This window comes from Terrabacter sp. RAF57 (assembly GCF_052113925.1).
Lineage (GTDB): Bacteria > Actinomycetota > Actinomycetes > Actinomycetales > Dermatophilaceae > Terrabacter.
This window is the reverse complement of the sequence record NZ_JBFRDT010000001.1, coordinates 124,848-145,774: the sequence shown is the minus strand read 5'-3', so window position 1 is coordinate 145,774 and position 20,927 is coordinate 124,848. Positions and strand designations below refer to the sequence as shown.

The 20,927-nt window shown below is 71.1% G+C and carries 11 protein-coding genes; all 11 read right to left on the bottom strand.

Annotated features, from left to right (window positions below):
* Positions 1-15: 15 nt before the first annotated feature.
* Positions 16-501, bottom strand: coding sequence for a carboxypeptidase regulatory-like domain-containing protein (locus AB4Y83_RS00630; RefSeq protein WP_442295712.1), 486 nt, complete (start codon positions 499-501; stop codon positions 16-18).
* The gene (locus tag AB4Y83_RS00625; RefSeq protein WP_056779656.1) at positions 501-1,085 is read right to left on the bottom strand and encodes an RNA polymerase sigma factor; all 585 of its coding nucleotides are present in this window, start codon (positions 1,083-1,085) and stop codon (positions 501-503) included. The genes AB4Y83_RS00630 and AB4Y83_RS00625 overlap by 1 nt, the downstream gene beginning before the upstream one ends.
* Positions 1,086-1,274: 189 nt before the next feature.
* The gene (locus tag AB4Y83_RS00620) at positions 1,275-1,550 is read right to left on the bottom strand and encodes a WXG100 family type VII secretion target (protein ID WP_156022898.1); all 276 of its coding nucleotides are present in this window, start codon (positions 1,548-1,550) and stop codon (positions 1,275-1,277) included.
* A 54-nt stretch (positions 1,551-1,604) separates the two neighbouring features.
* Positions 1,605-1,880 (bottom strand): WXG100 family type VII secretion target, encoded by a 276-nt coding sequence (locus AB4Y83_RS00615; protein ID WP_081633740.1) that lies wholly within the window; start codon positions 1,878-1,880, stop codon positions 1,605-1,607.
* A 284-nt stretch (positions 1,881-2,164) separates the two neighbouring features.
* Positions 2,165-6,565 (bottom strand): FtsK/SpoIIIE domain-containing protein, encoded by a 4,401-nt coding sequence (locus tag AB4Y83_RS00610; protein ID WP_442295711.1) that lies wholly within the window; start codon positions 6,563-6,565, stop codon positions 2,165-2,167.
* Positions 6,562-9,330, bottom strand: a complete 2,769-nt coding sequence (locus tag AB4Y83_RS00605) for a transglutaminaseTgpA domain-containing protein (RefSeq protein ID WP_442295710.1) — start codon at positions 9,328-9,330, stop codon at positions 6,562-6,564. The genes AB4Y83_RS00610 and AB4Y83_RS00605 overlap by 4 nt, the downstream gene beginning before the upstream one ends.
* Positions 9,327-10,802: a DUF58 domain-containing protein gene (locus AB4Y83_RS00600; RefSeq protein ID WP_442295709.1), complete on the bottom strand. Its 1,476-nt coding sequence runs from the start codon at positions 10,800-10,802 to the stop codon at positions 9,327-9,329. The genes AB4Y83_RS00605 and AB4Y83_RS00600 overlap by 4 nt, the downstream gene beginning before the upstream one ends.
* Before the next feature lie 31 nt (positions 10,803-10,833).
* A complete protein-coding gene (locus AB4Y83_RS00595; protein WP_056779668.1) occupies positions 10,834-11,826 on the bottom strand; it encodes an AAA family ATPase in 993 nt (330 codons plus the stop codon).
* Positions 11,827-11,919: 93 nt separating this feature from the next.
* Entirely contained in the window at positions 11,920-18,240 is a 6,321-nt protein-coding gene (locus tag AB4Y83_RS00590) for an Ig-like domain-containing protein (protein ID WP_442295708.1), read from the bottom strand.
* Positions 18,237-19,022, bottom strand: a complete 786-nt coding sequence (locus AB4Y83_RS00585; RefSeq protein WP_442295707.1) for a hypothetical protein — start codon at positions 19,020-19,022, stop codon at positions 18,237-18,239. The genes AB4Y83_RS00590 and AB4Y83_RS00585 overlap by 4 nt, the downstream gene beginning before the upstream one ends.
* Positions 19,023-19,200: 178 nt before the next feature.
* Positions 19,201-20,901 (bottom strand): serine/threonine-protein kinase, encoded by a 1,701-nt coding sequence (locus AB4Y83_RS00580; RefSeq protein WP_442295706.1) that lies wholly within the window; start codon positions 20,899-20,901, stop codon positions 19,201-19,203.
* Between the last annotated feature and the right edge of the window lie 26 nt (positions 20,902-20,927).

Below are 20,927 nucleotides of genomic sequence, written 5' to 3'. Positions count from 1 at the left end.
CCTGCGCCGTGCGGGTCAGCGGGCGTCGAACCACGGCGTCGACATGACTCGCGCGCCGTCGTGCTCCAGCACGATGCGAGCCAGGCCGAGCGGCACCCGTTCGAAGGTGAACTGGCCGTCGTCGAGGTCGAGGCGGGTCAGCGATGCGGACGTCTCGAGCAGCACCTGGGAACCTGCGGCATACGGCCGCTCTGCCCGCATGACCACGCCGACGACGTTCGCGAAGTCACCACGACGACTCATCTCCAGCTCGATGGACACGCCCTCGTGCTCGAAGACGATGAGGTGGGAGGCCATGCCCGACCCGTTCGCGTCGCGCACCGCCGCCTCGTCCAGCGTCCCGGTCATCAGGCGCATGAGCGCCGTGTCGACATGGCGCAGCTCGAAGGCGGCCCGGCCGAGCTCGACGACGGCATCGGGCACGGGGTCGACGACCGCCGCGATCCGTCCCAGACGGTCGAGGAGCTCGAGGTCGTCCGGGTGCAGCTCCTGGTCAGACATCAGGGCCTCCCCCTCGGGTCGAAGACGTAGCCGGAGGCGCCGATGAGGTCGCGCAGCTTGTCGAGGCACCGCATCCGGGTCGGACCGATCGAGCCGACCGACATCCCGAGCGCGTCCGAGATGGAACGGTAGTTCGGGCGGTCGCTCGCCATGAGGGCCCGGAGGAGCACCTGACAGCGCTCGGGCAGGTGGCAGAAGCACGTCCAGAGCTCGCCGTCGCGCTCGTCGTCGAGCAGTGCGGCGTCGAGGGCCAGCACCTGGTCATCCACGACACGCGTCGCGAGGTCGTCGTCGCGCACGAGGTGCTCGCGGCCCCTCTTGCGCAGGACGGCGAGGCACTCATAGCGAGCCGTCGTCGAGAGCCAGCCCGCCAGTGCCTCGGGCTGCGCGATGGTGTCGAGGTGGTCGAGGAGCTTGAGCCACGTGTTCTGCACGACGTCGGCGGCGTCCTCCTGTCGGAGCCGGTGGCCGCGCGCGACGCCCCACAGCAGTGACGAGAAGCGCTCGACGACGGTGTTCCACGCGGCGGCGTCTCCCTGCGAGGCGCGGGCGACCAGCTCGGTGAGTTCACCAGGTTCGCCCATGCGTCGCCCCTCCTCTGGGTGCTCAGTCTAGGTCTCACACCGGGCAGACGCGGCTGTCAAGCGAATTGATACGTCCCGGGGGGGCACGCGTGGGCCGGGCAGGCGAAAGGGTGGCCGCTCCTCCCCTGTCCGGGAGCGACCACCCTTCGCGTCGGGTGCTGCGGAGCCGTGCTCACGCGGCAGCCGGGCTCACTTCGACGACGTCTGCTTCTGCGACTCGGCGTTGGTCTTGCACTTCTTGCCCATGGCGTCGAGCTTGTCGCCGGCGGCCGAGACGACCTGACGCTGGCCGTGCCAGTCGCTCTGGAAGCGGTCGGCGTCGGTGCCGCCCCAGTTGCCCTTGATCGTGGAGACGGCGCCGTTGACGGCCTCGACGATGCCGTCGAGCTCGCCCTTGTAGCCGACGAGCTTGTCACCGGACGCGGACACCGCGTCGGCATTCATACCCTTCTTGTAAACAGCCATGTCAGTTCCCCTTCAGGAGTGAAGCGTGTGTAGGTCGTGGTGAGATGAGGTGGATCAGTACTGCGACGAGGTGCTGCGCTGCTGCTGGACCTCGTGGTCGATCGTCGACTTCATCTCGGTGAGCAGCTTCTGGGCCTTCTGGAGCTCGGGACGGTGCGTGCCGGTCCACTCCTGCTCGAACTGCTTGGAGTCGTCACCCTGCCAGTTCTGCTTCAGGGACTCGACCTCCTGGTCGACCTTCGTGATGAGCTTCTGGATGGCCTCCGCCTGCTGCTGCAGGACGTTGCCCTGAGCGTTGACCTCATCGTCGTTCATTCCGAGCCAAGCCATGACCTTCTCCTTTGCCTGTGTTCCCCCGACTGATTCGGGAAGTTCTCTTCCGGACCAACCGTGCAGGCCCGCGCTGTGCCAACTCCTCGACGTCCGCTGGGCCCTTCGGGCAGTTCGTCCTGATGGGCGGCTTTCGTCGACATGCAGAAACCTATGTCAGCCCTCGGGGGGTGTCGATGGGGAGCACTCCCCATGATTCGTGACCCTGTGGGGCACCGATGGCGTATGCCGTGTGCTTCGTCCGATTCCCCTGTGCACCAAGGCTTTCGGCTTGAGTTGTAGGCTCATGGTCGGGCCACCTGGAGGAGCTCGAACTTGCCCTTCTCGATGATGAAACCCCGGCCCGGGGGCAGCTCTGCCCGGTTGAGGGCGGGGAGGTTGGCCTTGAAGACGGACAGGCCCTCGTTGCCGTCGGGGTGCAGGGCGAGGCCGGAGCGCGACGTCTTGAGCAGGGCCTGGAGGCCGAAGTTGCTGCTGAAGAAGGCGGCCTCGCCCTCGGCGACGACGAGCTGGTCGTTGTCGACGCAGGCCTTGGCGAGGGTCGTCAGGGCGTTCTCGGCGCCCGACGGCGCGAGGTCGTCGATGCGCTCGACGAAGACGGCGATCGGCCTCGTGACGCGCCCCTCCTCGATCTCGGCAGCGAGCCGGCCCGCGAGAGCCGACGTGGCCTCGCCACCGACGGCGGTCTCGGCCCAGATGCCGAGGTCGAGCAGCTCGGACGTGCGACGCGGCGTCATGAGGTAGAGCGCCGATCCCGAGCTGAAACGGAAGAGGCCGGCCGCGGTCGTCGCGACGGCGGTCGTGCGTCCCGACCCGGACGGCCCGGTGATGATGAACGTGCCCTTCGGGTCGAAGCCGATCGGCTCGAGCGTCGAGGACGCGACCCCGACGACTGGACGCCCAGTGAACTCCGACGGGAGGTCGCCGAGGGGGATGACCTCGGCGAGGCTCTCGATCGGCGGGGCCTGGCTGACGCCGGCCTTGCGGGTCGCGTCGGCGAAGGCCTCGATCGCAGCGGCCTGCACGGTGACGTCGGACGAGCCGCCGAGCACCGCGACCTGCACCTCGGACCCGGACATGAGCCCGCGCCCCGGGGGTGAGGCCATCGTCAGGACGTCACCCGGCACGCCGAAGACGGAGTAGTCGTCGACGTTGCTCATGCGCAGGATGATCCGGCCCTGCACGGCCGCAGCGAGGTTCGTCGGCAGGCCGGTGCGCTGGTCGGACGCGATGATGAAGTGGACCCCGACCGGTCGGCCGTCGGCGGCGAGGCCGGCGAGCAGGTCGAGCCACTGGAAGCGGCCGCCGACCTCGTAGGCCTGGCGGAACGCCGTCATGTTGTCGATGAGGACGATGACGCGCGGCTCGTCGGGGCGGCCGGCGAGGCGACGGTAGTCGGTGATCGTCGCGGCACTGACGGCCGAGTAGCGCGAGGCGCGCTCGTCGATCGTGGACCGGAGCGTGCGGAGGAGGCGGATGACGCGCTCGTGGTCGCCCCCGGGGATGATCGAGCCGACGTGCGGCAGGGCCTCGAGCATCGCGAGACCACGGTTGCCGAAGTCGAGTCCGTAGACGTGGCAGGGACCGCCGCGCACCGTGTAGCCGGCCGCGACCGCCATCGAGCGGAGGAAGACGGACTTGCCGGAGCCCGACGTGCCGTAGATCGCGATGTTGCCCTCCTTGTCGGGGCGGAACGCGATCTCGGGCTGGGCCTGGTTGTCGGGGTCGTCGGCGACGCCGAAGACGAGCTCGTCGTCGCGGCGCTGCGTCGGGAGGGTCGCGAGGTCGTAGACCGAGCGCATGTCCGGCAGCCACGGCTTGCGCGGCTTGGGCAGCTCGGCCACGCGGGCGGCCCGACCGAGCGTGCTGACGAGACGCTGGATGTCGGTGGGCCCGAGGTCCGCGGCGTCGTCGGCGCCCTCGACGCGCGGCGGCTCCCACTCGACGCCTCGGCCGAAGGTGAGCGTCTCGACCTTCATGTCGGGGGGCGGCGGGACGTCGGAGGTCCACCCACCGGCATACCCCGTCTGGAAGGGGACGAGCCGGCCGGGGCCGGTCTTGGACACGGCACGGCCGGGCAGCGCAGGGTCGAAGAAAGCGGCCTCCTTGGACCCGAGCACGTCGTCGGAGTCGTTCTCGTCGGCCATCCGCAGCGCCATGCGGAGGTTGGTGTTGGCGCGGAGGTTGTCCTTGATGACACCCGCGGGACGCTGCGTCGCGAGGATGAGGTGCAGGCCGAGCGACCGGCCGCGCTGCGCGACGTTGACGACGCCGTCGACGAACTCCGGCACCTCCTGGACGAGCGCGGCAAACTCGTCGACGACGAGGATGAGCGACGGCGGGGCGTCCACCTCTCCGCGACGCTCGAGCTCGAGGAGGTCCTTGGCCTTGTGCCGGGCGAGCAGGTGCTCGCGGTAGTGCAGCTCGGCCGCGAGGGAGGCGAGAGCACGACGGACGAGGTGCGGCGAGAGGTCGGTGACGAGACCGACGGTGTGCGGCAGCTTGACGCAGTCGCGGAAGGCCGAGCCACCCTTGTAGTCGACGAGCAGGAAGGTGACGCGCTGCGGCGAGTGGGCCGCGGCCATGCCGAGGATCCAGGCCTGGAGCAGCTCGGACTTGCCGGCACCGGTCGTGCCGCCGACGAGGGCGTGCGGGCCGTCGGAGCGGATGTCGACGGAGAAGGTGCCCTGGCTCGACTGACCGACGATGGCGCGCAGGTTGCCGGGCTTGCGGGGCAGCACGGCGGGCGCGTAGGGACCGGTGAGGATCGAGCGCGACTCGCCCCACTTCTCGATGACGGCCTCCTCGGAGCTCGCGAGGTCGGTGCCGGCGAGGGTGAGGAGCGAGACGGCACGCGGCAGGTCGCTCGCGTCGTCGACGGGGACGCCGGCGTCGACGACCGGTGCGAGCTGGCGGGCGCAGGCCATCGCCTCGTCGTAGCCGATGCGGTCGACGGCGACGGGCTGGACCTCCTCGCCGGCGTGGACGTAGCCGGCGAGCGAGCTCTGGTCGTCGCTGACGACGAGGAAGGTGTGGCAGGCCGCCGGGAGCAGCTGCTGGGTCTCGGCGACCCAGAGCACGAGGACGCCCTGGCGGTGGCCGCGCTCGGCGATGGCGACGAGACGGCTGCGGTCGATGGGCGCGTCGCTCTCGACGAGCACGAGGACGGTCGGGCGCTCGGCGCTGGCCTGCTCGCGCTCGTTCGCGGTGCCCTTGGCCTCGATGATGTCCTCGAGGGCGTCGGCGAGCGCCGAGCAGGCCGGGGCGCTGGCAGCGAGGTGGTCGGTGCCGATCGGGCTGTGCGGCGACGTCGTGTGCGGCAGCCACTTGAGGAAGTCCCAGTCGCGGGCCGAGCTGCCCGAGGCGAAGGAGCAGACGGCGAGCTCGGCGGGCGAGTGCAGCGCGGCGGTCTGGAGCACGACCGAGCGTGCGGCGCCGAGGGCGTTGGCGCGCTGGCCGGCGACGCCGATGGCACCGTCGGCGAGCGGGCTCGCGACGATCGGCACGTCGTGCACGACCTCGAGGCCGTGCAGCTGCTCGGAGACCTCGAGCCAGGCCTCGGCCTTGGAGCGGCCGACGGCCGGCATCTTGATGGCCGAGCGGGACGGACGGGTGCCGAGGCCGAGCCGGAGCTCGGCGTAGCCGTTGCCGTCGCGACGACGGGTCCAGAGCAGGGCGCTCCGGTCGCGCACCGCGGTCAGGCACTCGGTGCCGCTGGGGTGCTCACCGCGACGGGTGTGGCCCTCGACCTCGAGGGAGCCGCGGATGCGCTGCGAGAGGAGTGCGAGGTCCTCCGTGAAGTCCTCCATCGCCTGCGCGAAGTCCTTCTTCTGCTGGCGGCGGGCCTCGTAGTAGGTGCCCGCCATCATGACCGGCATCATGAGCATGAAGATGATCGAGAACGGGCTCTTCGTGATGGCGAAGAGCACCGCCCCCATGAGCAGCGGCACGATCATCGCGACGAGCGGCATCGGGTTGGGCTTGCCGCGCTCGGGCAGGTCCGGGACCTGGAACTCCTGGCCGGAGAAGAGCGGCGCCACGCGCGGAGAGCGCGAGAACGCCACGGTGCCGGCGTCGCCCGACAGCACGCCGCTGCCGGGTCGCGTCACCACGCCGTCGCCCTCGAGGTGCACCTCGAGCTCGGTGTCGCCGATGCGCACGACGTCACCGCTCTTGAGGTGGGCACGGGTGACCTGCTGCCCCCCGGCGGTGATGCCGTTGGCCGAGCCGAGGTCGACGACCTCGACGACCTCCTGGATGACGAGCTTGGCGTGCTTGCGCGAGACGGACTCGTCGGACAGCTGCACCTCGCTGCCGCGGCCGCGGCCGATGTATGCCGTCCCGCGGGCGAGCGGGAACTCGCGCCCGGCGTCGGGGCCCGTGCGGATGTAGGCGACGGCCGCGGGCCGGCCCCGGTCGACGAAGCCCTCGCCGGCACGGGTCGTCGAGACGCGCATGCCGGACTGGAGGCCGCTCTCGGCGACGGTCGCACGGGGGTCGAGGCCACGCATGTCCTGGTCGACGAGGGCGAGCGTCATCGGGGCGTCGACGCCGAGCACGCTCGAGCGGTGCGGGTCGGCTGCCGCGAGATAGGCGGCGAGGTCCCCGACCGTGGTGGCGGAGTCCGTCGTCGCGACGAGGTCGGTCTCACGGTCTCCCGACCGGAGGACGAACTTCAGCTTCACGCGTCACCCTTCGTGCTGTTCGAGGCGTTCGAGTTGTTCGGGCTCGATCCTGCTCCGCGCCGGCTGCCGCGACGTCCGGCGTCGCGGCCGGGCGCGCTCGTGCCGATCCCGGCCTTGGTGGTCTTGCCGCGTCGAACCGGCTGCTGCGGACCGCCGTGGCGGCGCGACGTCCGCGCGAGGGCAGGGCCGAGTCCGGCCCCGGTGGGCAGGTGGTCGCGGAAGGTGCGCAGCGACACGTCGCCCCGCAGCTTCTGCCAGAAGCCCTGCCCGCTGCGGATCCGCTTGCGCGCCGTCTCGACGTCGGCCCAGAAGGCCTCGACCTCCTCGGGCGTCGGCTCGGCGACGTCGAAGACGTGGCCGTTGGCGGCGGCCGCGAGCGGCACGAGCGCCAGGTTCGGCGCCGGGGCCCCGACCGGGGTCGCCCCCGTCTTCGAGGGCTCGCCGGGACGGAGGGGCTCGGTGCGCCCCGGGTCGGCCGGCTCCGAGACCGAGGAGGTCACGCGGACCGGGGCGCCCATGAGGGCGCCGTCGACGACCGGGCTCGGCTTCTCGGGCGGCGGGCCGAAGACGTGCTCCTCGAGGGCGCGCGCCTGTTCGAGTCGAGTTCCCTTGACCGGCAGCGGCATCCGCAGGTCGCGGGCCGTGTCGACGACCTCGCGCCACCCGCCGCTGACACGGCTCGCGGTCTCGCCGGTCGTGCGCCGGCGACGCCGCCGCAGCCACTTGGCGAGTCGGATCGCGCCGTAGACGAGGAGCAGGACGAGCAGCGGCACGACGACGAAGAAGAAGAGCCACCGAAGCCAGTCCGGCCAGTTGTCGGGGTCGAGCGGGTTCTTGTCGTCCTTGGGCGGGTTCTTCAGCTGGGTCGCGTTCTGCGCCTGATCGGGACCCTGGAGGACGCTCGGCGGGTTGTTGGCCGCGGGCGGCGGCACCTGGGCGCCGGTCTTCTTCTCCTCGGACTTCTGGATCAGCTGCTGCGGCTTCTTGTTGCKGTCTGGGACGAACTGCTTCCAGTAGATCGGCTGCCACGAGCCGTCGGTCTTGGCGATCTCGACCCAGGCGTGGACGTCCTTGCCCTTGATCGAGCCGGTGGCGTCGGGCTCGGCGCCGAGCACCACCCGGGCCGGCACGCCGAGGCGGTTGGCAGCGAGGGCGAGCGCCGACGCGTACTGCTCGTCGTTGCCGGCCAGCTGGGTGGCCTTCATGAACTGGGTCATCCGCCGGAGGCTGTGGCCGGGGAGGAAGACGTTCTGGTAGTCGCCCGGGGCGCCGCCGTCCGTGTAGGCGCCGTCCTGCATGGCCTTGGCCACGGCGACGACCTTCTGCCACTGGCCGTCGACGCGCTCGGTCCACGGCGAGATCTTGTCGTCGATGAAGGTGAGGTTCTGGCTGTCGACGACGGTGCCGTCGGCCACGTCGACGTCCTTGGGCAGCTGCGCGTCGACCTTCTGCGCCAGGGCGCTGACGGAGTACGTGTCGCCGGCCTGGAGCTTCTCGGGCAGGACGCCGGTGTCGGTGTCGACGTTGAAGCGCAGGTCGTCCGCAAGCTGGTCCCMCCGGGGTCCACCGAAGTCGAGACCCGTGACGGTGCCGAACGTCGGCAGCCAGACGTCGCTGTAGCCACCGGCCGGCACACCGACGGTCGCGGTGACCGGGTCACCGGCCCCCTCCGCGGCGATGTGGCTGCCGACCTTGCGGAAGCTCGTGCCCTCCGGGACCTCGCCCGTGCCGAGGTTGGCGTTGTTGCCCGCGCCCCACACGAAGTCGTCGTAGGAGTCGAGCGCCGCGATGCGCACCGGGACACCGGGCGGCAGTCCCTTGACCGTGAGCAGCGTCTTGTCGAAGAGCTCGGAGCCGTTGGGCTCGGTGTACTGGCGGAAGCCGGCCAGCGGGGAGGCGTACTGCGTCACGTCGACTGGCGGCTGGAGGCCGGTGCGGAGCACCGTGCGGTCAGCGGGGTCGGCGCCCGGCAGCATCGGACCGACGAAGAAGCCACCCACGGTCGCGACGGCGAGCAGGGCCGCGGTGGTGACCGCGCGCGTCGCACGACCCGCGCCGTTCTGCAGCGCGGGTCGGTTGCGGTTGCTGCGCAACGCCGTCCACCCGATGGCGACGAGGGCGAAGAGGGCGCCCTGGAGCAGCACGCCTGCGGGCGTCAGCGTGCCGAGCACGATCGACGCGACGAGCAGCACCACCGGCGCGACGAGCGCCGTCACGGCGCCGGTCCACCGGCGCGCGACGCCGTAGGTCAGCGACCCACCGACGAGCGCGAAGAGGAACGGCAGGGCCATGTAGGGGCCCTCGGAGTCGACGGGCGGGAGCGCGGTGAGCAGCTCCTTCCAGCCTGGCACGGCCATGTGCACGAGGGTCGCGAACGTCTCGCCCGACGGGATGAACCCGGCGATGAGGTCCTCGCGGACCGCGAGCGGACCACCGAGGAGGAGGTATGCCGCCGCGACCGCGAGCAGCGTGAGCACCCCGGGTGCCCGGAAGGTCGCGGTCACGTGGGCGACGAGCACTCCGATGACGAGACCGGCGAGGCCGACCCAGAGCCAACCGAGGCCGAAGAACGTCGTGCGGAAGCCGACGAGGGCGAGGCCCACGAGCACGACGGTGAAGCCGGCGTCGACGAGGTGGGTGGTGGTGGGCAGCAGACGCGACAGCTGCGTGCGGACGCGCTCACCCGCGGACGGGGGCGTGACCAGTGCGGACGGGGGCGGTGCAGGGATCCAGCCGGCAGCGCCGGGAGACGTCGGAGAGCTCATCGGGCCACCCCTCCGACGAGAAGTGTGCGGAGGTCCTCGAGCGCGGCGAGCGTGAGGATGACGAGGCCACCGCCTCGACGGATGCCGTGGTCGGCCTGCGGGTCGAGGACGACGATGACGCGCGTCACCTCGGGCGGGAACTGCCCGGCCGCGCGCTGCAGCTCGATGAACGGCCGGTGCGGACCGGTGACGATGAAGCACGTGCTCGTGTCGGGCGCGAGGTCGGCGGCGTCGAGCGAGGTGGTGAAGAGGTCGACGGGCCCGGGCTCGACCCGGGACATCGCGTCGAGGCCGACCTGCGGCACCGACTTCGTGACCTTCTGCGACCCGCAGACGATGGTGCAGTCCTGCTCGTCGAGCATGACGCGGACCATGATCGAGGAGCCGACCGAGATGGCCGTCTCGACGTCGGCCTGGATCGCCGTCGGCGCGTTCGCCGCCATGACGTCCCGCTCGACGTCGCGGTCGCTCCGGCCGGTCTTGCCGTGACCCGAGCGGTACTGCTCCGGGTCGGGGTCCACGATGATCGTCACGTGCGACCGGCGCGTGTCGAGGAACTGGCGCACGAGGAGCTTGCCGGCCTTGGCCGAGCTGCGCCAGTGGATGTATCGGCGGTCGTCGCCGGGCTGGTACTCGCGCAACGCGTGGAAGGCGAGGTCGCTCATCGACACGTCCTCGGTGGTGCTGCCCTCGAGGTCGCGCAGCAGACCGGCGCCGAGCGACTCGAGCGCGACGGTGCGGGGGTGGACGAAGAGCTCGGTGCGCTCGGTCCACGTCAGGGTGCGGCGCATGAGACCCAGCGGGTCACCCTGGACCGTCGTGGCGGGCCCGACCTGGATGACGCCGCGGCGCGACGTCGGCACGACGAAGAGCTCCTCGTGGGCGTTGCCCGAGGTCAGGGCGGGGAGCACGAATCGCGCGGCCGACAGACCCACCGGCAGCTCGACGAGGATCGGCAGCATGGGGGTGCGGGCCTCGTTGGTGACGAGGATGCGCCCGGTCGCGGGGTCGCCGACGACGACACGGCGCGGGTCGACCTCGGCGAGGATGCGGACCTTGGTGCGACCGAGGGCGAGGACGAAGCAGATCGCGAAGAGGAGCAGGGCCGCCGCGGCCACCATGAGCAGCTCGGTCCAGCCCCAGCGGGCCCCCACGAACCAGCAGACGAGGCCGAGCGCGAGGATCGTCCAGCCGAGCGGTGAGATCCACCGGAGGATGCCGGCGACCGGGCGCCACACGCCCTCGGTCTGACCGGCCACCTGCTCGATGGATCGTGTGATCGGCTGGGTGATCTGACGGATCCCCCGGCTCGTCGTGCCCGGGACGGCGCGCGCCCGACCGCCGGTCGTGGCCGCCGTGGGGGCGGACGCCGCCACGGGCGCACCGGCACCGGCCGGCGCTCCCCTGCGTGACGGCATACGGAAGCGGCCGCCGCGACGCGACGACGTGGCCCCCTGGTCCTGCTGGGTCATGCGGTCCCCTTGGTTGCTTCGACGGTCGCGGTCAGGCCGAGGCGCGCTCGGCCGGCGGCGCGATGTCGCCGAGGATCTGGTCGACGCACTGCTCGACAGTCGTTCCGGCGAACTGCGCCTCGGCGTTGAGGAGCAGACGGTGGCTCAGGATCGGCTCGGCGAGCAGCTTGATGTCGTCGGGCACGACGTAGGTGCGGCCCTGGCTCGCGGCCCACGTCTTGGCGCAGCGGACGTAGGCGAGGCAGCCACGGACCGAGAGGCCGAGCTTGAGCGACGGGTGACGCCGCGACTCCTCGGCGATCCGGCTGACGTAGCCGAGGATCGCCGGGTCGACGTGCACCTCGTCGGCGAGCTTGGACATCTCGACGATGACGTTGCTCGCAATGAGCGGGCTCAGCGTCTTGGCGCGGTCACGCGTCTTGGCGTCGGCGAGGACGGCGATCGTCGCCTCGTGGTCGGGGTAGCCGACGCTCGCCTTCATGAGGAAGCGGTCGAGCTGCGCCTCGGGCAGGCGGTAGGTGCCGGCCTGCTCGATGGGGTTCTGGGTCGCGATGACCATGAACGGCTCACCGACGGAGTGCGGCTTGCCGTCGATGGTGACCCGCCCCTCCTCCATGACCTCGAGCAGCGCCGACTGCGTCTTCGGCGAGGCGCGGTTGATCTCGTCGGCGAGCACGATGGTCGCGAAGATCGGGCCCGGGTGGAACTCGAAGCTCTGCTTCGTCGGCTCGTAGATCGTGACGCCCGTGACGTCGCTCGGGAGCAGGTCGGGCGTGAACTGGATGCGGCTGTGCGTGCCCTGCACCGTGGCCGAGAGGGCGCGGGCGAGCTGCGTCTTGCCGGTGCCCGGGAAGTCCTCGAGGAGCATGTGCCCCTCGGAGAGCAGGCAGGTCAGCGCGAGCCGCGTCACGTGCTGCTTGCCGAGGACGGCCTTCTCGATGTTGCCGACGAGCTGGTCGAAGGTGTGCGCGAACCAGGTGACCTGCTCCTGCGTGATGCGACCTGTGGTGGGGGTGGCCGTCATGGGTGTCGTTCTCCTGTCATGTGTTTCATCGATCGTGGGGTATGCCGTGTGGCTGGGTCGGGGCGCGGCAGGCTCCCTCGCGGGAGCGGGCCGTCACCCCCAGGGATTGCGTTGCGCGGAGTCGGACCCGTTCGACGACGAGCAGGTCACGCGGACCCAGCCGTTGGGGAACCCGAAGAACTTGTTGGAGTCGTTGCCCCCGTTGCTCGGGCGGTGCGACCCGCCGGAGCCGTTGTCGGGGTTGGACCAGCCGCCGTCGGAGCTGTCGACGGTGCAGCTGATGGCGCCGTTGTAGTTCGAGAGGTTGTAGCCGATGTGGTTGCAGTTGGAGCCGCACTGGGTGCCGTCCGGCTTGAGGCACCCGGTCGCGCCGCAGCCACTGCCCTTGTAGACCGAGTTCACCTTGGGCTTGGGCGCGGCGTTCGTCGTGCCCGAGATCGAGGTGTACGGACCCCAGCCCGAGTCGGTCGCGAAGGCGCGGACCCGGATGGTGCGGGTGTCGCTGTAGCCGAGGCCACCGATCGTCGTCGACTCCCGGCCGGCGCCGAACGTCTCGTTCTTGTCGCCGGTCACCTGGTACTGCGTGATCGGGCGGCCGTTGTTGGTCGGCGCGTTCCACGTGAACGTGATGCTGTTGTTGTCGTGGTTCTCGCCCGGGTTGCGGATCGCCCGGGTCGGACCGAAGGGGTGGTAGGTGACGCTGTTGGACCACGGCGAGCACCGCCCGGCGACGTTGCAGGCCTGGATCTCCATCGACTGCTGGTTGTTGCCGAGGTTGGACGCGGTGCCGCCCGAGCAGCCGCTGCCGCACGCCCACGAGCCGGAACGGCCCTCGTTGGTGCGCCAGTTGACCTTGTCGTAGCCGCGCGAGCGCGAGTCACCGAGGCTGAACGAGGCGTTCGCCGCGTAGTTCTCGGTCGGCGTCGCGACCGACGTGAGGTTGGGCGTCTCCGGGATGCCGTCGGCGGTGTAGCTGCTGAAGTTGGCCTTGTCGGAGGTCGCCGGTCCGCCGTTCGTCGCCGTGACGACGTACTGCACCGTCTGGCCCTGGTAGGGGATCGTGTCGCTCGCGACGCGCTGGTCACCGCCGGACACGGTGGCGATGAGGTTCCACGCGCCGCCGCCGGTGCGACGGAAGACGTCGTACTTGGTGATGGGCGGCCCGTTCGGGTCGGTCGCGGACCAGGCGATGGAGACCTGGGCGTTCGCCTCGCCGGGCACGGGCTCGCGCGGGGTCAGCGTCGGCGCCGGCACCGCGGCCGGCTTGCCGAACGACTGCGCCTTGACCTGCGCCCCGAAGGGACCCCAGCCGGCCTCGTTGTTGGCCTGGACCCGGACGTTGTAGGCGTCGTTGTTGATGAGGCCGCTGATGACCTTGGTCAGCCCCGGTGCGGCCACCTCGGCCTGGCCGGTCGCGCCCGCGCTGCCGCCGATGTTGACCCACTGGACGCGGTACTTGAGCACCTTGCTGCCCTCGTTGGGCGGCTCGCTCCAGCGCACCGTCAGCTTGCGGTCGCCCGGCGTGATGTCGGTGATCGACGTCGCCTTCGGCTTGGTGTCGGGCCGCACGGTGTTGCTCCGCGGGCTCTGGTCGGACCAGCCGACGGGGTTGCGGCTGCGGACCGTGAACGAGTAGTCCTGACCGTTGGTCAGCCCCGTGACGGTGCACGGGGAGGACGAGCAGGCCTTGGTGCCACCACCCGGTCCGATCGCGGTGACCTCGTAGGCCTGGATCGGCAGGCCGCCGTCGTAGGCCGGCGGCCGGAAGTCGACCCGCGCGCTGCTGCCGAGGATGCGGTCGGCGACCGCGGTCGGCGCGGCCATGGGGTCGGGCTTGCTGCGGACGCTGACGGAGACCTGGCCGAGCGCCGCGGGTCGACCGGGCGCGTCGACGGCCTGAACCGTGATGCGCGCGTCGCCACGGCCCTTGTCCGACGCGGACACCGTGATCTGGCAGCCGCTCTGTGTGACGCTCACTCCCGTGCCCGAGACGACCCGGGCCGACTGCACCTGGCAGCGGGGAGCGGACAGCGGGCTGTCGAGGTACTGCGACAGGTTGACGGTGCGGCTCGTCCCGGCGATGAGGCCCTCGACGCGAACGGGACGCAGCGTGGCTGCGGGTGGGGCGCTGACGACGCGGACCTTGATCTTGAAGGACTCCGCGCCGCCCTTGGCCTTGACGGTGACCGCACCGGTCGAGCCCTCCTGCGCCGCCGGCTGGGCCTTGAGGACGACCTGGCGCCCACCGGCACCGGTCTGGTTCAGGTCGACGCGGTCGATGGCGGGGTCCCACGTCGCTTCGTACTGCGCCGTGCTCGCATCCATCCCGGTGGGCAGCCAGGCGTGGCAGAGCCGCGGGATGTCGAAGGTGCGGGCCGGGCCGTCGGCGACGAGGCGGACCTCGTGGTCGGGGCAGCGGAGCACCGGCACGTCGGGTCCGATCTGGACCGGGATCGTGACGTACGCCTTCTGGGCCGCCTTGTCGGACGGGCCGGTCGCGTTCGTCACCTCGAGCATGAGGGCGGCCGGTCCGACGTAGCCGTTGGTGGAGGTGAGCTTGAGCTCGGTGCCGGACGAGAGGGCGGACTGGAGGTCCTCGTCGGGCGACGTCGAGATCGTCTCGGGCGACGTGACCGAGACCTTGCCGCCACGGGGGTCGACGACGTAGTCGGCGAGGCTGACGTCGACCGTCGAGTCGGCGCCCATCTTGATGGTCTTGCCGTCGACGACGTAGGGCGCACCGTTGGTGCCGGCCGGCACGTAGATGAGGGCCATGGCCGACGCGCCGTCGGCGTCCTCGATGAGGTAGGGCACGACGCGTGCCTGCGGACGCAGCTGGATGCGCAGCTTGCGACCCTCGCGGACGACGCCGTCGCCGATGAACTTCGTGATCTTGAGACTCGCCTGGTCACCGTCGAGGTCGCGGTCGTTGGCGAGCGCGTCGACGAGGATCGAGGTCTCGCCCTGCTTGGCGAGGCCGGTGTCGTCGACGGCGATCGGCGGGTTGTTGAAGTCCTTCTGGCCGCGGACGGTCAACGTCGACTTCGACGCGTCGAAGAGCCCGTCGGTGATGCCGTAGGTCAGCACCTTGGCCGGGCCGTCCTCGGGGGCGACGACCTTGAAGGTGTCGTCCTTCTGCTTCTGGAAGTCCTTGAGCACGTCGGCGTCGTTGAGCGTCGACAGGTCGACGAACGACACCGAGTCACCCGCGGCGATGAGGTCGTTGGACAGGACGTCGGCGTGGACCGTGCGCCCGGGTGCGGCGACGACGTCGTCCTCGACGGCGACCGGCGGCTGCGGGTCGCCCGGCTGGACGACGCCGACGCGCACGAAGCCCTCGCTCGTCAGGCCGAAGCGGTCGCGCAGCTGGTAGCGGATGACCTCCGTGCCAGCGCTGCGCGGGTAGGCCTCGTAGCGGATCGTCGCGGCACCGAAGCCGAGGACGCGACCGAGCTTGAGGTCGACGGCCTTGCCGTCCTCGCCGACGATCCCGCTGACGAAGGTGAGGTCACCGTCGGGGTCGACGCCACTCGTCGGCACCGTGATGGCCAGGGTGTCACCGGCGGTCACGCTGGCCGAGAAGCTGCGCGCCGAGGGGGGCTGGTTGGGGTACTTCACCGCATCGGGCAGCGGGTTGATCGTCACGTTGATGCGCCCCGTCACCGCCCGGGCGCGCAGGCCCTCGGGGTAGGTGGCGTACTCGAGGATGGCTGACTTCGGGCCCTTGAGGGTCTCCTGGTCGGGGACGTAGCGCACGACGGTGCCGGAGGCGAAGGCCTGACCGCCACCGGAGAGCACCTTGACGCCGGCGGGGTCGAGCTTGAGCGGGATGCCCTCGCTCATGGAGTCGTTGTCCAGCGCCGGGATCGTCACGGCGTCACCGACGCGGACGGTCGCGACGTCGTCGACGACCGTCGGGAGCACCTTGTCCTTGGGCTCCGGCTTCTGCACGACCGACAGCTGTCCGACCGCGGTCTTCGTGCCGTCGCTGATCGTGTAGCCGACGGTGCCGCGGCGCGGCGTGTCACCGTCGAGCGGGGCCGTGGCCTCGGCGCGGACCCACCGGCCCTGCACGACCGAGACGCGCAGCCACGCGTCACCGGTGACGACGCGCTGGACCACGAGGACGTCGCTGCGCGGGCTGTAGTCGTTGGAGAGCACGTCGGCGATGACCGGCGTCTGACCACGGAGCACGGCGGCGTCCGGCGTCGCGACGGGCGGCAGGTCGACCGACGGGTTCGGCAGGATGTCGACGCGGATCCGGCCGACGCTGACGCCGGAACCGACCTGGGCGGCATACGTCACCGTCGAGGTGCCGGGGGTCTGCCCCGTGACGGTGAGGACGCTCGTGTCGAGGTTGGTGTCGAGCTTGAGCTGGCCCGGGCCCTTGACCGACTGCGCGAGGCGCATGCGGGCCTGCGGGTCGGTCGGGTCGGCGCCGGCGATGTCGTTGCCGAGCGGCTGGAGCTGCACCGGCTTGCCGACGACCGCCCGCACGACGTCGGGCTGCGTCTTCGGCGGGACGGCCTTGCTGTCCTGCTCGCTCAGCACGTCGAGCGTGACCGACGCCTTCTGGGTGCCGCCGCGGCCGTCGTCGACGACGTAGTCGACGACCTGGTCGCCCTTGTCGCCCTGCGCCTTGACCGTGAGCGCGCCGGAGCCGTCGACGCCCGTGGTGGTCGGGTCGACCGCCGAGACCTGGATCGGGTCGTTCTCGGCGTCGCGCCAGTCGGCGATGACGCCGATGCGCACCGAGCCGCTCGCGACGACGGGGTACTTCGCCTGGGCGAGCTTGGCCTGACCCGTACGGATCTTCGGCGGGGTGTTGGTGTCGGCGCCGACGATGCGGACGTTGACCTTGGCCGTGGCCCGGCCGTTCTTGGCGGTCGTGCCGTTGTTGACGGTGTAGTCGAAGGAGAACGAGCCGCTGGCCTCCTCCGGCACGGTCACCTGGACGGTCTGGCCGTCGGCCGAGGCGCTCGAGGAGATGCCTTCGACGCCGGGCTGGGTGACGTCCCCCGGGGAGATCGCGAGGATCGAGCCCTGCGAGTCGGAGTCGTTGTCGAGCACGTGCAGGGTCGAGGTGCGCCCCGCACGGACCTGGAGGTTGTCCGGCTGCGCCTTGGGCGGCGTGCGGCTCACCTCGTCGTCGACGAGGTTCTCGTCCTTCTTCTTGTTCTTGTCGTCGGTCTGCGGCGGCGGGATGACCGAGTTCCAGTTGTCGATCTTGACGCGGTTGCGGTCGATGTCCCAGACGTCACCGGAGTCGAGGTCGTTGAGGACGATGAGCCCACGGTTGACGCGCAGCTTGACGCCGTCGGTGCGCACGCCCTTCTTCATCGCTCCGAGGTCGACCGTGTCGGCGTCGGTGGGCGACCCGCAGTTGCGGCCGTAGTAGACGTTGGAGGCCCCGGCCCACGCCGCGTGGATGCAGCTCGCGAGACGCACGGGCGCGGAGAGGAAGAGCCGCTGGCCCGGAGCGCCCTGGCTCAGCTTCACGCCACCGGTCGTCGGGCTGTCGCCGGTCAGGGAGACCTGCGTCAGCTGCGCCTCGTCCTGGATGAGGACGGACGCCGCGTCGGGGCCAGGCTGCTGGAGGGCGGCGAAGGCGGGGTTGCCGGGCTCGGCGTTGCCGACCGAGAGCTGCTCCGGCTCGGTGAGCGCGTCGGAGTAGAGCTTGCCGGTGGCGGAGTCCCAGACGATCCAGTGGCTGCCGACCGCCGTCACCTGCGCCGACTTCGACGTGAAGCCGAGCTTCGTCGTGACCGGCTTGGCGAAGGCGTTGCCCTCGGGCCTCAGCAGGGTGACCGTGCCTACCTCGGCGGACACGGCATACACCGTGCCGTCGACGCCGACGGCGACGGCGGAGTTGCCGCCCACCTTCGCGAGCGGCTTGGCCTGCGTCTGGAGGGCGTCGAGGCCCGTGATGCCGCTCCGGTCGTCGACCCGCTGCGCCCGCAGCTCGCCCTTGGCCGGGTCGATCATCGCGATCGTCCCGCCGCGCACGTCGACGAGCGGGGCGGTGAAGACGCGGTTGCCGGTGGCCGTGCTCGGCTTCGGCACGACGATCGACTGCTCAGGAGCGAGGGTGCCCTCGGCCGGGTTGATCGGGACGATCTGGTTGCTCGCCTTGGAGTAGCCGACGATCGCGGCGCCGTCCTGGAAGATGTCGAGACCCGAGCCGGTCGAGCCGTCGGACAGGACGCCGGCGTCGAGCTGCCCCGCCGGCTTGTTGATGCGGCCGTAGCGCGCCTGCTCGGAGTTGGTGACCCAGACGCCACCGTCGTTGAGGTCGGCCTTGCGCGCCACCTCGCCCTCGCTGCGGGTGGCGAGCCACACGAGCAGGCTCGCGACGAGGGCGACGACGACGGTGGAGATGACTCCGACCCGTCGCTTGGTAGCGGCGGTGCTCATGCGTTCCCCTGTTCGGCGACGACCATGCGGTGCTCGGCCCGGTTCTCTTCAGCTGGCGTGGTGTCGGTGCGGGCCGGGTCGTCGATGAGGGCGAGGTCGTCCTCGGTGACGAGCTTCGTCGAGAGCGCGTGCTCGACGAGTCGGGCCTTGCGGTTGGTCGCGAGCTTGCCGACGCCGCCGTGCAGGCCGCGCGTGCCGGCGTCGGCGAGCTTCTGGCAGACGTTGTCGAGCTTGCGGTTGAAACGGGTGATGGTCCAGCCGAGCCGGTCGGCGGCAGCTGCCGAGGAGGGTATCTGACTCGTACCCGCTTCCCGGCGGCGGAGGAACGGCTCGCAGAGCGCGACGATGAGCAGCTTCTGGTCGGGGGTGAACGAGACGCGCCCGACCGTGGCCGCGCCGACCTCCTCGTCGTCGGAGTCGGCTGGCGGGTCGGCCGTCACCGACGTGAAGGCGGGGCTCGCGACGTGGATCTCGAAGTCGTAGGTCGTGGGGCCGGCCGTGAACCAGACGATGAGCTGCTTCATCGCGAGCGGGATCTTCGCGCCCGGGTTGAGCCACGCCTGGAAGAGGCCCTGCTCGTCGGCGACCGTGGCCGTCAGCGTCGAGCCGGTGTTGCTCAGCCACCAGAAGCCGTTCTCGAAGGACACGACGAGGAAGGTGCGGTGCAGGTAGGGGTTGTCATCCACCTCGACGTCGCCGGTGCGACCGATGGTCAGGCCGGTGTCGGGTGACACGGAGTACTCCTCGCCGCAGAACACGACGGTCACCTTGCTGTGGATCACGATCAGGTCCCCTAATCCCTGTCGACACGCTCTCGCGCGGGTGTTCGCGGCCAACGATGTCCGGCCGCGCGGCGTTACGGACGTCTGTGGTGGTTTGGTGGTGTCTGCGTCGAGGTTGCCGGTCCGACCGTTTCGTGTCCACCCGCCGCCATACTCAGGCAGCTGGTGCCAGCCGCCCTCACTGCGCGGTCTCGCACTGGACATCGGCCCCCGGGGAGGCCTGGCCCGCGCGGGCCACGACGACGGTGGCACACACCTTGGTGCCCTTCGGTGCCTTGACGGTGTACGTCCTGGCCGTGACGGAGACGAGCCTGGCCCGCTCCGGGTTCCCCGCGTCGGACGGCGTCGGTCCGTAGGACACCCGGAACGTGTCCTTCGTGGAGGGCTGCGGGTAGTTCCACGTGAAACGGACACTGCCCCGCCCCGACGTCGCCGAGATGGTGGGCTTGTCGAAGACTCCGTCGCCGATCGCGCTGTCGTCACCCGGCATCGAGATGGTGGCGCTCGGCGTGGGCGTCGCCGGAGTCGGGTCACCGGACCCGGACTGCAGCACGGGGAAGACGACGAGACCGACGAGGACGACGACCGAGGCGGCCAGACCCCAGAGCACCGCGGGCTTCGCGAGCGGGGACGTCGATGCCGGCCCGGAAGCCGGAAGTGCTTGTGTCCCTTGCGTGCTCGCGGCGCGACGGACCGTCGCCTCCTCGGCGGAGTCGCTCCCGAGCGGAGCGGTCTGGCTCCGCACCGGGTCGGTCACGGCAGCCGGACGGACCGGGGCCGCTGCGGCCGGGACGCTCGGGCTCGGCATCGGTGCGGGCGACCACCGCTGGCCGCCGGCCTCGGAGCGGCGGCGCGTCTCGTCGTCGAGCATGGTCGGCGACGGACCGACGGGTTGGGCCACCACGGTCTGCGGCGCCTTGATCCGGGTCCGGTCGTCGTCGTCACCGCCGCGGCCGGTCGGCGAGCCCTGGGTCTGGCTGACGAGCGTCGTGTGACCCTGCTCGTCGAGGACGACGATGGGCGTGCGGCCCAACCGCTGCTGCTGCTCGACCGCCTGCAGCGCCCGGGCGAACTCGAGCGCCGACGCCGGTCGGTGCGCGGGGTCCTTGGCCATCGCCTGGGCCAGCAGGCGCTCGAGGCCGGCCGGCACGTCCTGGCGGCCCGTCGCGGGCGGCGCGGTGCTCCGGATCCGCGGCATCAACGCATACGCCGAGTTGTCACCGCCCGGGATCTCGAACGGCGAACGGCCGACGAGCAGCTGCCACAGGGTCGCGGCGAGCGAGTAGACGTCGGAGCGCTCGTCGCCGTTGCTCTGGCCGTAGAGCACCTCCGGCGGGGCCCACGGCACCGAGACGCCGACGTCGTCGGTGGCCTCGGCCGGGGCGTCGCCCTCGCGGGCGCCGCGACCGGCGATGCCGAAGTCGGTCAGGCCCGGGGCGCCGTAGGCGCTGACGAGGACGTTGGCCGGCTTGATGTCGCGGTGCGTGATGTGGGCGCGGTGTGCCGTCTCGACGGCACTCGCGAGCTGGATGCCGGTGCGCAGGACGTCCTCGACCGAGAAGCGCTCGGCCCGGGCCCGCATCGCCAGGTTGGGCGGCGGGTAGTACTTCATGACGAGGTAGGGCCGGCCGTCGTCGGACGCACCCGAACGGAAGACCTGCACGATGTACGGGTGGTCGCCGAGGGCGGCCATGGTGTCGGCCTCCTCGACGAACTGCTGACGCAGCGCGTCGGTCAGGCCCTCGGACTTGAGCACCTTGACCGCGACCGGCATGCGGGGGCTCTGCTGCTCGTAGAGGAAGACGTCGGCGTAGCCGCCGGAGCCGAGCGGCTGGACGAAGACGAGGCCCGGGATCTTCGGGGGCGCACCCTTCTTCACGAGGCACCTCCGTCCGCGGCCGGCAG